Genomic DNA, 15,027 nt, shown 5'->3' on the forward strand with positions numbered 1-15,027 from the left:
GCCCCGGCCGGGAGTCGGGGACCTTCATTCCACCTCTGTTCAGGAGCCCTTCACGTGCTCGTCTACATCCTCCGGCGGCTGATCCTCGGCATCAGCGTCATCGCGGCTGCCATCACGACGACCTTCATCCTCTTCTTCCTCGGACCGAACGATCCCGCGGGCGCCATGTGCGGCGACAAGTGCACACCCGAGCGGCTGGAGTTGATCACTCAGAGTCTCGGGCTGGACAAGCCGGTCTCCGAGCAGTTCACCCAGTACGCCTCTGGTCTCGTCGTCGGCACCCACACGTCGGTGCGGACGTGTGATGCACCGTGCTTCGGCTGGTCCTACTTCCAGAACCGACCGGTCCGCGACATCGTCTTCGAGGCGCTGCCGGTGACGGTCTCGCTCGTGGTCGGCGGCGCTATCGCCTACACCACGGTGGCGCTGATATTCGGAGTGCTGGCGGCGCGACAACGCGCCACCTGGGTAGACCGGGTCATCGTCGGAGGTAGTCAGCTGCTCGGGTCGATCCCGTACTTCGTGATCGCATTGCTGTTCTTCCTGTACCTGATGGTCTTCTGGGAGGTCATTCCCCGCGCCAACTGGGTGCCGTTGACGGACAATCCCTGGAAGTGGTTCACCGGCCTGATCGGTGTGTGGATCTTCTTCGGCATCGTGCAGTCCACCGGATATATCCGTTATGTGCGAGCGAGCATGATCGACACCCAGAACCAGGACTATGTCCGCACGGCACGCTCCAAGGGATTGTCGGAGGGCACCATCGCGGTCAAGCACAGCCTGCGGGCTGCGATTGCACCTGTGGTCACGTTGGTAGGCCTGAATATCGCTGGCGAGCTCAGCGGCACGGTCATCACCGAGTCGATCTTCGGACTGCCAGGTATGGGTCGTACGGCGATCCTTGCCTTCAATACAGGAGACCTCCCGATCATCTCGGGTGTTGTGCTGATGGGTTGTTTCTTCGTCGTGATCATCAACCTGGTCGTTGACCTTCTGTACGGAGTGGTGGACCCCCGCGTGAAGCTGACATGAGTACGGCAGCCGCAGCACCCGAGGCGAGGTCGTCCGAGACCATCCTCAAAGTCGAGGACCTCTGTGTTCAGTTCCCGACCGCGGATGGTTTGGTCAATGCCGTCAACGGGCTGAGCTACACCCTGGACCAGGGCAAGACGTTGGCGATCGTGGGCGAGTCCGGGTCGGGCAAGAGCGTCTCCAGCATGGCCGTGATGGGTTTGCACGATCCGAAGCGAACCCGGATCAGCGGATCCATCGAGCTGGACGGGACCGAGATGGTCCGCGCTTCCTCGTCGGTCATGCGCCGGATGCGCAGCAGCACGGTCTCGATGATCTTCCAGGACCCGCAGAGCTCGTTCCACCCGTTCAAGAAGATCGGGCCGCAGATCGCCGAGGGCTACCTGGCGCACCACAAGGTGTCCAAGTCAGTGGCGATGAAGCGAGCGGTCGAGATGCTCGACCGCGTCGGTATCCCCAACCCGGATCGTCGGGCAAAGCAGTACCCGCACGAGTTCTCGGGCGGTATGCGTCAGCGCGCAATGATTGCTCTCGGTCTGATCAATGACCCGAGACTGCTCATCGCTGACGAGCCGACGACGGCTCTGGACGTCACGGTCCAGGCTCAGATCCTGGACCTGCTGAACGATCTCCAGCGCGAGTTCGGGTCGGCCATCGTGCTGATCACGCACGACCTCGCGGTGGTCGCCGAAGTCGCTGACGACGTCATGGTGATGTACGGCGGCAGGGCGGTCGAGCACGGCACGGCGAAAGAGGTGCTCGCGACACCGCGGCATCCCTACACCTGGGGCCTGCTCGGCTCGGTGCCCAAGCTGTCGGCCAAGGGCGGCAACCTGCGCACCATCCGTGGTCTCCCGCCGTCGTTGATCAACCTGCCGACCGGGTGCTCGTTCCACCCACGGTGTGACTTCATGGACCGGGTGGGCGGGGGCCTGTGCTCCAAGGAGCTGCCGGCCCTGGAGGTTCGCGGAGGCGACAGTACGCGTACGTCGCGCTGCCACCTTGCTGACCCCGGAGGCATCTTCGATGCCGAGATCGCCTCGACCCTGGAGTGATGGACATGAGCACAGCAGACACCGAGACCTCGGACACGGTGGTCCATCCCCGACGTGGCGGCCCGCGCGAGGCACTGCTCGAGGTCACCGACCTGGTCAAGCACTACCCGGTCAAGGAGTACAACGGCCTCTTTCCGGCCAACAAGAGCGTTCGCGCTGTTGACGGCGTCTCGTTCGACGTCGCGCCTGGCGAGACACTCGGCTTGGTGGGGGAGTCCGGTTGCGGCAAGACGACAACTGGCCGCCTGGTCACCCGACTGCTCGAGCCGACGTCCGGCTCGATCAAGTTCGACGGCCAGGAGATCGGCCATGCCAAGGAGCGGGCGCTACGGCCCCTGCGCCGTGACATGCAGCTGATCTTCCAGGACCCGTACCAGTCGCTGAACCCGCGGCAGACGGTCAACACGATCATCAGCACGCCCCTGGAGATCCACAACTTGGTCCCCAAGGACAAGCGCAAGGCCAGGGTCCAGGAACTGCTTGAGCTGGTCGGCCTCAACCCGGAGCACATCAACCGGTACCCGAACGAGTTCTCGGGCGGCCAGCGGCAGCGCATCGGGATCGCGCGAGCGCTGGCCGTCGAGCCGCGGCTGATCGTCGCTGACGAGCCGGTCTCCGCGCTCGACGTCTCGATCCAGGCGCAGGTGATGAACCTGCTCGAGAAGCTGCGGCGTGAGCTGAACCTGGCGTTCGTGTTCGTGGCGCACGACCTCGGTGTCGTTCGGCACTTCTGTGACCGGGTCGCGGTGATGTACCTCGGCAAGATCATGGAGGTCGGTGACCGCGAGGACATCTACGAGGCCCCGCAGCACCCGTACACCCAGGCTCTGCTGTCCGCGGCCCCTGACCTCAACGTCGTGCGCGGCGCTGAGCCGAAGGAGCGCATCAGGCTGGAGGGCGATGTACCGAGCCCGATCAATCCGCCGAGTGGATGCCGCTTCCGCACCCGCTGCTGGAAGGCGCAGGAGATCTGCTCGCAGGAGGAGCCGGTCCTGCAGATCAAGACCGGGGCCCGCGAAGGCCACAGCATCGCCTGCCACTTCCCGGAGATCAAGGACGACCTGACCGCGACGTTGGAGGACACTCCCGTCTAGTCGGATCAACCCGAAACAGATGTCGGTGCGCACGGCCCTCAACGGTAGGGTCGTGCGCATCGATGTGTCCTGCAAGAGGAGAGTCAGTGAGCGTTCTGCTGGGTGAGTGCACCCGGATGGTCAGGCGAGCTATCCAGGGCCGATCGGCCCTGCCTCCGACGCCCTGACCCTCCGCCGGCGCTGATGCCGGCTGCGCAGCTGGTGCTGCGCCCGAACGATGAAGGAACCCTCATGGAGACCGCTGAGATCCGCCGCCGCTGGCTGCGCTACTTCGAGAGCAAGGGCCACTCGGTCGTGCCGAGCGCCCCGCTGATCTATGACGACCCCAACCTGCTGTTCGTCAACGCCGGCATGGTGCCGTTCAAGCCCTACTTCCTCGGTCAGCAGACCCCGCCCTGGGAGCGCGCGACCAGTGTGCAGAAGTGTGTGCGGACCGGCGACATCGACGAGGTCGGCAAGACCTCCCGTCACGGCACGTTCTTCCAGATGAACGGCAACTTCTCCTTCGGCGACTACTTCAAGCGCGGCGCCATCGAGATGGCCTGGGAGCTGTTGACGACGCCTCAGCCAGACGGTGGATACGGACTGGACGCGGATCGCCTCTGGCCGACCGTCTTCAAGGACGACGACGAGGCGTACGCCTTGTGGCGCGACGTGATCGGCATCCCGGAGGCGCGGATCACCCGGCGCGACGAGAACGACAACTACTGGCACATGGGCGTAGCGGGTCCCGGTGGTCCGAGCTCGGAGATCTTTGTCGACCGCGGTCCCGAGTACGGCGTCGAGGGCGGGCCGGCGGTCGATGAGGACCGCTACATGGAGATCTGGAACCTCGTCTTCATGCAGTACGAGCTCTCCGCAGTGCGCAGCAAGGCGGACTTCGACGTGGCGGGCGAGCTGCCCGCGCGCAACGTCGACACGGGAATGGGCCTGGAGCGCATCGCCTCGCTGCTGCAAGGCGTCGACAACCTGTACGAGATCGATGAGGTCTTCCCGGTGCTGGACCGTGCCGCGGAGATGACGGGCAAGAAGTACGGCGCTCACTCCGGGCCGGACGCGGCGCACAGCCACCCGGACGACATCCACCTGCGGGTGGTGGCCGATCACGTGCGTTCGTCGCTGATGCTGATCGGTGACGGGGTCACGCCGGGCAACGAGGGGCGCGGCTACGTGCTGCGCCGGATGCTGCGGCGCGCGGTGCGGGCGATGCGTCTGCTCGGTTATGCGGACAAGGCGCTCCCGGAGCTGCTTCCGATCAGCATGGACCGGATGAAGGCGTCCTACCCCGAGCTGGAGACCGACTTCGCGCGGATCAGCCAGATCGCCTATGCCGAGGAGGAGGCGTTCCGTCGCACCCTGGAGTCCGGGACGACCATCCTCGACACCGCGGTGACCAAGGCCAAGCAGACGCAGGCGTCGACCGGTGACCAGGGGCCGGCGCGGCTGTCGGGTGCTCAGGCGTTCCAGCTGCACGACACCTACGGATTCCCGATCGACCTGACGCTGGAGATGGCGTCCGAGCACGGTGTCGAGGTCGATGAGCCGGGCTTCCGCCGGCTCATGCAGGAGCAGCGCGACCGGGCCAAGGCGGACGCCAAGTCCAAGAAGTCGGTTCACGGCACCACCGAGGTGTGGAAGGACCTGCGCGGCCTCGGCGCGACGGACTTCCTGGCCTACGAGGCGCTGACCACCGAGGCCAACGTGCGTGGCCTCGTCCAGGACGGCGCCATTGTCGAGGAGCTGGAGACCGGCGCGGTCGGCCAGGTCGTGCTCGACCGGACGACGTTCTACGCCGAGTCCGGCGGTCAGGTCGCGGACGAAGGTCTCATCAGGACCTCGGGCGGTCTGCTCAAGGTGGTCGACGTGCAGCGGCCGGTGAAGGGTCTGGTCGTGCACACCGTCGAGGTCGCCGAGGGCTCGATCCGCAACGGTGCTGCGGTGCAGGCCGAGGTCGACTCGGAGTGGCGGCTGTCCGCATGCCAGGCGCACTCAGGCACACACGTGATCCACGCGGCCCTGCGAGAGGTGCTCGGCCCGTCGGCGCTGCAGTCCGGCTCCTACAACAAGCCGGGCTACCTCCGCCTCGACTTCGCCTGGAACCAGGGGCTTTCCGCGGAGACGCGGAGCGAGATCGAGGAGGTCGCCAACCGCGCCTTGCGCCACGACCTGCCGGTCTCCGCGGCGTACATGACGCTGCCGGAGGCGCGTGACCTCGGCGCGCTGGCGTTGTTCGGCGAGACCTATGACGAGCAGGTCCGTGTGGTTGAGATCGGCGGTTCCTGGTCGCGCGAGCTCTGTGGTGGCACGCACGTCCAGCACTCGTCCCAGGTGGGTGCACTCACGCTGACCGGTGAGGCGTCGGTGGGTTCGGGCGTACGCCGCGTCGAGGCCTTCGTGGGTCTCGAGGCGTTGCGCTACCTCGCCAAGGAACGTGCTCTCGTCGCCGAGATCAGCCAGCTGGTGAAGGCACAGCCCGCTGAGCTGACGGATCGGATCGGTGACCTGCTGACGCGGGTCAAGGACGCCGAGCGTGAGGTGGCCGGCTTGCGTCAGCAGCAGGTCCTCGCTCAGGCCGGTGCGTTGGCGAACAAGGCGACCGATGTGTTCGGCGTGCGCTACATCGGGCATGACGCCGGCGAGCTGGGCGGTGACGACGTACGCAGCCTGGTGCTCGACCTGCGGTCACGGCTGGGCGACGGTACGCCCTCCGTCGTGGCTGTCGCGGCGACGGCCAAGGGCCGTCCGGTGGTGGTCATCGGTACGAATGCGCTGGCCCGCGAGTGGGGCGTACGGGCCGGCGACCTGGTGAAGATCGCGGCCTCGACGCTCGGCGGCGGTGGTGGCGGCAAGCCCGATCTCGCACAGGGTGGTGGCACGGATGCGTCGAAGGTGACCGAGGCGCTGCAGCGCGTCGAGCACACCGTCGGCGAGACCGTGACCGCGGGTCGCTGAGGTGCGTCACGGTGTCCGGCTCGGGGTCGACGTGGGCAGTGTCCGCGTCGGCCTCGCGGCCTGTGACGCCGAGGGTGTGCTGGCCACTCCGGTGGCCACCGTGCCGCGTCGGCCCTCCGACCGTTCCGACGTCGTGGCGATCGCGCAGGAAGCGCGTGAGCGCGAGGCGATCGAGATCGTGGTCGGCCTGCCCCGATCCCTGTCCGGCGACGAGGGCGCGGCGGCGCAGGCCGCTCGGGAGTGGGCGAAGGCTCTGCAGGCGGAGCTGTCCGGCGTCCCGATCCGCCTCGTCGACGAACGACTGACCACGGTCGATGCCCACCGGGCACTGCGCGAGAGCGGCGTCTCCGGGCGCGATCAGCGTTCGCGCGTGGATCAGCAGGCGGCCGTGCTGATCTTGCAGGTTGCGCTTGACTCGGAGCGCCGATCAGGACAGCCTTCCGGAGAGCTCCTGGGGGGACGAAAGCCACGGGCGCGCCGGGCCCGTGCAGCGGAAGGTCAAGGATGAACGAGCCCCACCTGAGCGACTCGATCTTCGGAGGCGGCTCGGACCCTTCGGATCCGAGTGCGGCGCGCCCGAAGGGTGAGAGTGCGCCCTCCCATGACCCGGTTCGTCTGCCTGAGGCCCCACCCGCATCACGGAAGGCTGCGCGCGAGCGCGAGGCCGCACGGGAGCGTGAGCAGACGGGCAGCCGCCGGGCCGCCCGTGCTGAGCGGACGCGCGCGCCCCGGACGTACGACGAGGTCAAGCCGCGCCGCCGCAAGCCATGGCTACCGCTTCTGATGGCGTTCGTCCTGGTCTTCGGTGGTGGCGCCGTGGCCTACAAGACCCTCGGACTGCACATGCCGTCGTTGGGCGGCGGCAGCGAGGGCGGCGGCGACTTCGCCGGCGAGGGCAGTGGTGTGGCCAAGATCGTGGTCCGTCGCGGAGACACGGGCAGCGATATCGGAGCGACCTTGGAGCAGGCCGGTGTGGTCAAGTCCGGTCGGACCTTCGCGCGTGCGTTTGCCGCTGAGCACGACGCAGCAGGGCTGCAGCCGGGGACTTACACACTGCGCAAGCAGATGAGCTCCGCGTCGGCGCTGTCGCTCATGCTCGATCCGAAGAGTCACGTCGGAGACGGCGTGACCGTTCCCGAGGGATTGTGGGCGCAGGAGGTCTACGCCCGGCTGAGCAAGGGCACGGGCGTGCCACTGGCCGATTACGCCAAGGTCGACCCCAAACAGCTCGGGCTCCCAGCCGCTGCGGGCGGGCAGGTCGAGGGCTACCTGTTCCCATCGACGTACGAGTTCCCGGACAAGGCGACTGCGACCGACCAGCTGCGGACGATGGTGACCGAGTTCAAGCGCCGTACTGCATCGCTCAACATCCCGGCCGGTCAGGAGCAGCGCGTGATGACGATCGCGAGCGTGGTGCAGGCAGAGTCGAAGCTCGGGGAGGACGGCCCCAAGGTGGCGCGGGTGATCGAGAACCGACTGCGGCCCAACCCGGCCACCAACGGTCGCCTGCAGATGGACTCGACGGTCCACTACATGCTGCGCAAACGCGGCACTGTGACCACGACCGACAAGCAGCGGCAGAGCACGAGCCCGTACAACACGTACGTACATCCGGGCCTGCCGCCGGCACCGGTCGACAGCCCAGGGCTCGAGGCGATCCAGGCTGCGTTGCAGCCGACGCCCGGCAACTGGCTCTACTTCGTCACAGTCAACCTGAGCACGGGCGAGACCCGGTTTGCGGCAACCCTGCCGGAGCACAACAAGAATGTCGCTGTGTTCCAGGCCTGGTGCAAGGCCAACCCGGGCAAGTGCTGAGCCACTGTCGGGCAGCCGTTCTGGGGTCACCGATCGATCACTCCCTGTCGCCGCTGCTGCACCGGGCGGCGTACGCCAGCTGTGGTCTGGCCCCCGAGTGGACGTACGACGCCTACGAGGTCAGGCGCGGTGGGCTGGCCGACTTCGTGGAGGGTTTGGGCCCGCAGTGGCGCGGACTGTCGGTGACTATGCCGCTGAAGGAAGAGGTGCTCAACGCAGCCGCCGACTCTTCGAGCCTCGCCCTGCAGGTCGGCGCTGCCAACACCTTGGTACGCCAGGGCGACGGCTCCTGGCGTGGTGAGAACACCGACGTCGAGGGCATCCGAGCGGCGCTCCAGGATGCGGGGGTCGGGCGCGAGCGGCCTCCCGTGACCGCCGCGGTGATCGGCTCCGGCGCCACCGCTCGCTCGGTCCTCGCAGCGCTCGCCGCGCTGGGGGTACAGCAGGTGACGTTCGTGGTCCGTGACCAGGCCCGGGAGAGCACGCTCGCGCAAGCCCGCGATCACGGGTTGAAGTCGGACGTCGTGCACGAAGCCGACAACCCGGCGGGCTGGGTCGGCGCCGACGTGCTCGTCAGTACGACGCCGGCTGGGGCTGCCGACCGAGTGGCCCAGACGTTGGTGGACGCGCAGCCCGCACCCGAGGGCCAGATCGCCCTGGATGTGGTCTACGCGGACTGGCCGACGACCTTCGCCAGCTCCTGCGAGGCCCGGGGTGTCCGGGTGGTCGGAGGTATCGAGATGCTGATCCATCAGGCTGCCGCTCAGTTCACCTTGATGACTGGTCGACCCGCTCCCCTGGAGGAGATGCAGCGCGTGGGCCGGGCGGCCGTCTCAGGCTGAGGGCCTCGCCGCGGTCCGCCTCGCCGCGCGTGGCAGGATCGCGGGCATGCTGCGTTGGTTGACCGCTGGTGAGTCGCACGGACCGGCCCTGGTGGCGGTGCTGGAGGGCCTCCCGGCCGGAGTCGAGCTCGGCACCGCCGACATCCAGGACGCGCTGGCTCGTCGACGGCTGGGCTACGGTCGCGGAGCGCGGATGTCGTTCGAGAAGGACCAGGTGTCCCTGCTCGGTGGATTCCGGCACGGACGTTCCCTGGGTTCGCCGGTTGCAATCCAGGTCGCCAACACCGAGTGGCCCAAGTGGCAGGCCGTGATGAGTCCGGACGCCGTGGACCAGGGTGCCCTTGATGCAGCGAACGACGTGGGCGCCGAGAAGGAACTGGCGCGCAACCGCCCGCTCACCCGACCGCGGCCCGGTCACGCTGACCTCGTCGGGATGCAGAAGTACGGGTTCGACGAGGCCAGGCCGATCCTCGAGCGTGCGTCCGCGCGTGAGACGGCAGCCCGCGTCGCGCTGGGTGAAGTGGCTGCACGATTCCTGGAGCAGGCGTACGGCATCCGCCTGGTCTCCCACACCGTGGCGATCGGCGAGGCAGGCGTTGCTGACGACGCGGCACTCCCTGGGCCGGACGACGTGGATCGGCTCGACGCCGATCCGGTCCGGACGCTCGACGTCGATGGGTCGGCCGCGATGGTCGCCGCCGTGGATGCGGCCAAGAAAGACGGCGACACGCTGGGCGGGGTCGTCGAGGTGCTCGCCTACGGACTGCCACCCGGTCTGGGCTCACACGTGCACTGGGACCGCCGTCTGGACTCACGTCTGGCCGGCGCCCTCATGAGCGTGCAGGCGATCAAGGGTGTCGAGGTGGGTGACGGGTTCCGGACGGCTGCGCGTCCCGGCTCGGCGGCGCACGACGAGATCGTGCGGTCCGACGGGATCATCCGCCGTGAGACCAATCGCGCCGGCGGCACCGAGGGCGGCATGTCGACGGGTGAGCCGCTGCGGGTGCGCGCGGCGATGAAGCCCATCAGCACCGTGCCCCGGGCATTGCGCACCATCGACGTCGCGTCCGGCGAGGACGCGACGGCCATCCACCAGCGCTCCGACGTGTGTGCGGTGCCGGCCGCGGGTGTCGTCGCCGAGGCGATGGTCGCGCTGGTTCTTGCCGAGGCGTGCACGGAGAAGTTCGGCGGTGACTCGGTGGCCGAGACCCGTCGCAACTATGAGAGCTACCTCGCAGCGATCCCGGAAGGGATGCGGTCGTGGTGAGCGGCGAGGAGGAGGTAGCGCAGGGTGGGGGCGAGGTACCCGGCCGAAGCGAAGTCCGACCGAGCGCGACAGACGGGGTGAGCCGGCCGCAGGTCGTACTCATCGGGCCGCCCGGATCGGGCAAGACCACCACCGGCCGCGCAGTGGCCGAACGCCTCGGTGTCGAGTTCCTCGACACCGACGAGATGGTCGAGGAATCCGCAGGTCGATCCATCTCGGAGATCTTCGTCGAGGACGGCGAGCCGGCTTTCCGGGCGTTGGAGGCGGACGCCGTCATCACCGCGCTCTCGACCCACAGCGGCGTCCTCGCGCTGGGTGGTGGCGCACCGATGCAGGCCGCCGTTGCGCAAGCCCTTGGGGGGCACACGGTGGTGTTCCTCGACGTCACGATCACCGACGCTGCGCGTCGTATCGGTTTCGACGGCACGCGTCCGCTGCTTGCGGTCAACCCACGTGCCACCTGGACCCGACTGATGACCCAGCGGCGACCGACGTACGAGCAGCTGGCCACCGTCTCGGTGGACACGGCCGGCAGATCTGCGGATGAGGTCGCCGACGACATCGTGGCCCGTCGATCGAGCGAGGACGCGTGACGCAGACACACACGATTTCCGTGGGTGGGGCGTACGACGTCGTCATCGGCGACGGGGTGTGGGACCGGCTGGTCGAGCTGATCGGTGACCAGGCGCAACGGGTTCTGCTCGTGCACCCTCCGACGCTGCCGACGTACGCCGAGTCGGTGCGCGAGACTCTGACGGCTGCGGGGTACGACGTGGTGGTCGCCCCGGTGCCCGACGCGGAACGGGCCAAGACAGCTGAGGTCGCCGCGGGCCTGTGGCAGGTCCTTGGGCAGCACGGCTTCACGCGCACGGATGCGGTGGTCGGTCTCGGCGGGGGAGCGACGACCGATCTTGCCGGCTTCGTCGCGGCGTCCTGGCTGCGCGGAGTTCCGGTGGTGCAGGTGCCGACCACGCTGCTCGGCATGGTCGACGCGGCGGTGGGCGGCAAGACCGGCATCAACACCGCGGAGGGCAAGAACCTTGTAGGGGCTTTCCACCCGCCCGTCGGGGTGCTGGCTGACCTCAGCACGTTGCGCACGCTGCCTCACGCCGACCTGGTGGCCGGGATGGCTGAGGTCGTGAAGTGCGGCTTCATCGCCGATCCCAGGATCCTGGAGCTCATCGAGGCCGACCCGACGGCAGCACTCGACGTCGATGGGCCGGTGCTGCGTGAGCTCGTCGAGCGGGCCGTCCAGGTGAAGGCGGACGTCGTGTCCCAGGACCTGCGCGAGTCGTCGCTGCGCGAGATCCTCAACTACGGCCACACGTTCGGGCACGCGATCGAGCAGGTCGAGCAGTATTCATGGCGCCATGGTGAGGCAGTCGCGGTCGGCATGGTCTATGTCGCCGAGCTCGCGCACGCAGCCGGGCTGCTGCCGGCCGACGACGTGGTGAGGCACCGCAGGGTGCTGACCTCGCTCGGCCTGCCGACGTCGTACGCCGGTGGTCGGTGGGAGGATCTGCTCGCCGCGATGCGGCGGGACAAGAAGACGCGAGGATCGCTGCTGCGCTTCGTCGCCCTCGAAGGTGTGGGGCGGCCCACCCGTCTCGAAGGGCCTGCGGACGCGCTCCTGCAGGGTGCCTACGCTGCGATCAGCGAGCATGTGTCCTGACTGACGAAGGGCTCGCGGATCATGGCTGACCGCCGACTCAATGTGCAGCGCTGCGTGATGGGGCAGCTGATCCTCCGGTCGGTGCCTCGCGGGTCATCAGCTCGGTGATGTCCGCGGCGATGTCCTTACCGAGCACGCCCCACGTCGGCGCGTAGCCGTAGACGCCGCGCAGCGGCACCCCGTGACGGGTGCCCTCGAGCAGCTCGATGTCGTCCGGGTCGATCAGACCAGGGTGCAGGACGCCGACAGCCTCCGAGATCTTCAGCAGGTCGCGGCGCACCGTCCGCAGGTAGGCCGCGAGCCGGACCGACTTCGAGGCCGGGTCGAGCCCGCGCACCAGCCAGGGGTTCTGCGTCGCGACGCCGGTCGGGCACTTGTCGGTGTGGCACTTCTGGGACTGGATGCAACCGATGGACAGCATGGCTTCCCGTGCGACGTTGACCATGTCGACACCGAGAGCGAGAGCGACGGTCGCGGCCTTGGGCAGGCCCAGCTTGCCCGAGCCGATGAACGTCACGCTGTCGGTCAGCCCGGCCTCGGCAAAGACCGAGTAGACCCGGGTGAAGCCCACGAAGAACGGCAGCGCCACGGCATCGCTGAACACCAGGGGTGCGGCACCCGTACCGCCCTCGCCGCCGTCCACGGTGACGAAGTCGACGCCGCGGTCGCCCTTGGCCATCTGCTGCGTCAGCTGCTCCCAGAAGACCAGGTCACCGACGGCCGACTTCACTCCGACCGGCAGCCCGGTCGCGTCGGCGATCTTCTCGACCCAGTCGAGCATGGAGTCGACGTCCTTGAACTCGCCGTGCCGCGACGGGCTGACGATGTCGTGCCCCATCTCGACGCCGCGGATGTCGGCGATCTCCTGGGTGAGCTTGGCGGCCGGAAGGACGCCACCCAACCCGGGCTTGGCACCTTGGCTGAGCTTGACCTCGATGGCTCGCACGGGTGCACCGGCCACAACGTCCTTGAGCCGCTCGAGGTCGAACCGCCCCTCGCGGTCACGGCAGCCGAAGTAGCCCGTGCCGATCTGGAAGATCAGGTCGCCGCCCTGACGGTGGTGCGGCGAGAGGGCACCCTCGCCCGTGTTGTGCAGGGCTCCAGCGAGCAGCACACCCTTGTTGATCGCCTCGATGGCGGCCCCGGACAACGACCCGAAGCTCATCGCGGACACGTTGATCAGCGACTGCGGCCGGAACGCCAGCCGCCGACCACGCGGCCCGCCGAGCACCTTCGCGCTCGGGAGGACGACGTCTTCGGCACTGTGCGTCCCGCTCGGCGGCGGGGAGTCGGTGAAGGTGCGGTGCTTGATGACCGGGTAGCCGATGTTGTCCTCGACATCGTCGTCCGTGCCGAATCCGAAGTAGTTGTTCTCGCCCTTGCAGGACGCATAGATCCAGGACCGCTGGTCACGGCTGAAGGGCCGCTCCTGGTCGTTGGTCGAGATGATGTACTGACGCAGCTCCGGGCCGATCGTCTCCAGCAGGTAGCGGCCGTGGCCGATGACGGGGAAGTTGCGCAGCAGGGCGTGCTTCTTCTGCGACATGTCCCAGGCAGCCAGACCAGCCGTCGCGAGTAGCGGAGCTGCGGACAGGGCACGGGTCCACTTCGACATGTCCGCAGTCTGGCGCGGATCACCAGGTCGCGCCACGGGGCACGACCGGACGTCACAGAACGCCCACAGGAAGTTCACAACGGCGTGCTTGGCCCGCCATCCAGGCTTCCTGTCATGAACATGAACCCCCGCCTCGGCCAGCCGCACCCCGACCACGACCGGGGCCTCGCGTACGACGTCTCGACGCTGCTCTCGCGGCGCCGAGCCCTCGGCCTGCTGGGTGGCGCCGGCCTAGTGACCCTCGTCGGGTGCTCCAGCTCGGACCAGGGCTCGGGTACGACTTCCACGGCGAGCGCTTCGGCGAGCGGCTCCTCCTCGTCCTCGTCCTCGAGCGCTGCTGACGTGGTCAATGCTGCCGACGTGGTGGAGGTGCCGGACGAGACCGCAGGGCCCTACCCCGGAGACGGCTCGAACGGCCGCGACGTCCTGACCCAGTCGGGCATCGTGCGCAGCGACATCCGCAAGAGCATCGGCACGGGGTCGGCGACCGCTGCCGGCATACCGCTCACGGTGCACCTGACGGTGCTGAGCGCCGATCGGGACAACGCGGCGTACGCCGGAGCCGCGGTCTACCTGTGGCACTGCGACCGTGACGGGAAGTACTCGATGTACTCCGACGGAGTCGAGAACGAGAACTACCTGCGCGGTGTGCAGGAGTGCGGTGCGGACGGCACGGTCAGCTTCACCACGATCTTCCCGGCCTGCTACGCCGGGCGGTGGCCGCACATCCACTTCGAGGTGTACGCCTCGGTCGACGTCGCGACCTCCTCCGGCCCGATCGTCAAGACGTCCCAGATCGCGCTGCCCGACGCGGTGTGCCGCACGGTCTACGGCACCAGCGGCTACGACGCGAGCACCCACAACCTCGCCCAGATCTCGCTGGCCTCCGACAACGTGTTCGGCGACGACAGCGGCGTGCACCAGCTCGCCACCGTCACCGGCGGCACTAGCCAGGGGTACTCGGCGCACCTCACGATCGCGGCTTGAGGCTTGCCGTGCGATCACGGGCCGCCGAGCCGTTAGACTTCCCCGGAACCCCTAGTCCTGTTGGGGTGCCGTCATGCCCTGGCGAGATGATCGCCGGGCCCGGCACCGGCGTACGAGAGAGATGAACGCGTGGCAAGCACGAATGAGCTGAAGAACGGCCTGGTCCTCAACCTCGAGGGCCAGCTGTGGTCCGTCGTCGAGTTCCAGCACGTCAAGCCTGGCAAGGGCCCGGCCTTCGTGCGCACCAAGCTCAAGAACGTCCTGTCCGGCAAGGTCGTCGACAAGACGTTCAATGCGGGTGTGAAGGTCGAGACGGCCAGCGTCGACCGCTCGGACATGCAGTTCCTGTATAAGGACGGCACGGACTTCGTGTTCATGGACACCAAGACCTATGACCAGATCCACGTCCCCAGCGACACCGTCGGCAAGGTTGCGGACTTCCTCCTGGAGAACCAGGAGGCGATCATCGCCCAGCACGACGGCGCCGTTCTCTACGTCGAGCTGCCCGCGTCCGTGGTCCTGGAGATCTCCTACACCGAGCCGGGTCTGCAGGGCGACCGTTCGACCGGTGGCAGCAAGCCGGCGACCCTCGAGACCGGCGCCGAGATCCAGGTCCCGCTGTTCCTCGAGCAGGGCACCAAGATCAAGGTCGACACCCGCGACGGCAGCTACCTCGGTCGAGTGAGCTGACCTGTC

The 15,027-nt window shown here is 68.0% G+C and carries 13 protein-coding genes; 12 read left to right on the forward strand and 1 reads right to left on the reverse strand.

The genetic code is table 11. The features are described 5' to 3' along the window. The first annotated feature begins 54 nt into the window (after nt 1–54). From VV02_RS13815 to aroB, 10 genes are all read left to right on the forward strand, one after another. Entirely contained in the window at nt 55–1,032 is a 978-nt protein-coding gene (locus tag VV02_RS13815; protein WP_052592318.1) for an ABC transporter permease, read from the forward strand. After that, on the forward strand, nt 1,029–2,087 hold the full coding sequence (locus tag VV02_RS13820) for an ABC transporter ATP-binding protein (RefSeq protein ID WP_052592319.1): 1,059 nt from the start codon (nt 1,029–1,031) through the stop codon (nt 2,085–2,087). Before VV02_RS13815 ends, VV02_RS13820 begins: the two co-directional genes overlap by 4 nt. A 5-nt stretch (nt 2,088–2,092) precedes the next feature. Beyond that, the gene (locus VV02_RS13825) at nt 2,093–3,181 is read left to right on the forward strand and encodes an ABC transporter ATP-binding protein (RefSeq protein WP_218917415.1); all 1,089 of its coding nucleotides are present in this window, start codon (nt 2,093–2,095) and stop codon (nt 3,179–3,181) included. Nucleotides 3,182–3,412: 231 nt separating this feature from the next. Then, nucleotides 3,413–6,133, forward strand: a complete 2,721-nt coding sequence (gene alaS / locus VV02_RS13830; RefSeq protein ID WP_052596998.1) for an alanine--tRNA ligase — start codon at nt 3,413–3,415, stop codon at nt 6,131–6,133. Nucleotide 6,134: 1 nt separating this feature from the next. Further along, a complete protein-coding gene (ruvX, locus tag VV02_RS13835) occupies nt 6,135–6,641 on the forward strand; it encodes a Holliday junction resolvase RuvX (protein WP_052592321.1) in 507 nt (168 codons plus the stop codon). Beyond that, nucleotides 6,638–7,948 (forward strand): endolytic transglycosylase MltG, encoded by a 1,311-nt coding sequence (gene mltG / locus VV02_RS13840; RefSeq protein ID WP_052592323.1) that lies wholly within the window; start codon nt 6,638–6,640, stop codon nt 7,946–7,948. The genes ruvX and mltG overlap by 4 nt, the downstream gene beginning before the upstream one ends. Then, nucleotides 7,942–8,790: a shikimate dehydrogenase gene (locus tag VV02_RS13845; RefSeq protein ID WP_083450157.1), complete on the forward strand. Its 849-nt coding sequence runs from the start codon at nt 7,942–7,944 to the stop codon at nt 8,788–8,790. The genes mltG and VV02_RS13845 overlap by 7 nt, the downstream gene beginning before the upstream one ends. Nucleotides 8,791–8,836: 46 nt before the next feature. Continuing rightward, a complete protein-coding gene (gene aroC, locus VV02_RS13850; protein WP_052592325.1) occupies nt 8,837–10,057 on the forward strand; it encodes a chorismate synthase in 1,221 nt (406 codons plus the stop codon). Between the two features lie 77 nt (nt 10,058–10,134). Beyond that, nucleotides 10,135–10,650, forward strand: a complete 516-nt coding sequence (locus VV02_RS13855) for a shikimate kinase (protein WP_052597002.1) — start codon at nt 10,135–10,137, stop codon at nt 10,648–10,650. Beyond that, entirely contained in the window at nt 10,647–11,729 is a 1,083-nt protein-coding gene (aroB, locus tag VV02_RS13860; RefSeq protein ID WP_052592327.1) for a 3-dehydroquinate synthase, read from the forward strand. The genes VV02_RS13855 and aroB overlap by 4 nt, the downstream gene beginning before the upstream one ends. A gap of 37 nt (nt 11,730–11,766) precedes the next feature. Here the strand turns inward: aroB and VV02_RS13865 are convergent, their stop codons facing one another. Next, a complete protein-coding gene (locus VV02_RS13865; RefSeq protein ID WP_052597005.1) occupies nt 11,767–13,344 on the reverse strand; it encodes an FMN-binding glutamate synthase family protein in 1,578 nt (525 codons plus the stop codon). A gap of 114 nt (nt 13,345–13,458) precedes the next feature. On the opposite strand from VV02_RS13865, the gene VV02_RS13870 reads away from it, so the two are divergent. Both VV02_RS13870 and efp read left to right on the forward strand, forming a co-directional pair. Beyond that, nucleotides 13,459–14,331, forward strand: a complete 873-nt coding sequence (locus VV02_RS13870; RefSeq protein ID WP_052592329.1) for an intradiol ring-cleavage dioxygenase — start codon at nt 13,459–13,461, stop codon at nt 14,329–14,331. Between the two features lie 129 nt (nt 14,332–14,460). Further along, nucleotides 14,461–15,021 carry an elongation factor P gene (efp, locus tag VV02_RS13875; protein ID WP_052592331.1) on the forward strand — a complete coding sequence of 187 codons (561 nt, stop codon included), beginning with the start codon at nt 14,461–14,463 and terminating at the stop codon, nt 15,019–15,021. Nucleotides 15,022–15,027: the final 6 nt, after the last annotated feature.

This window comes from Luteipulveratus mongoliensis (genome assembly GCF_001190945.1).
GTDB lineage: Bacteria > Actinomycetota > Actinomycetes > Actinomycetales > Dermatophilaceae > Luteipulveratus > Luteipulveratus mongoliensis.

Coding starts and splice junctions, on each gene's coding strand:
- VV02_RS13820 (WP_052592319.1), top strand. CDS start 1,029: ATGAGTACGGCAGCCGCAGCACCCGAGGCGAGGTCGTCCGAGACCATC.
- alaS (WP_052596998.1), top strand. CDS start 3,413: ATGGAGACCGCTGAGATCCGCCGCCGCTGGCTGCGCTACTTCGAGAGC.
- mltG (WP_052592323.1), top strand. CDS start 6,638: ATGAACGAGCCCCACCTGAGCGACTCGATCTTCGGAGGCGGCTCGGAC.
- VV02_RS13870 (WP_052592329.1), top strand. CDS start 13,459: ATGAACATGAACCCCCGCCTCGGCCAGCCGCACCCCGACCACGACCGG.
- VV02_RS13825 (WP_218917415.1), top strand. CDS start 2,093: ATGAGCACAGCAGACACCGAGACCTCGGACACGGTGGTCCATCCCCGA.
- VV02_RS13865 (WP_052597005.1), bottom strand. CDS start 13,344: ATGTCGAAGTGGACCCGTGCCCTGTCCGCAGCTCCGCTACTCGCGACG.
- aroC (WP_052592325.1), top strand. CDS start 8,837: ATGCTGCGTTGGTTGACCGCTGGTGAGTCGCACGGACCGGCCCTGGTG.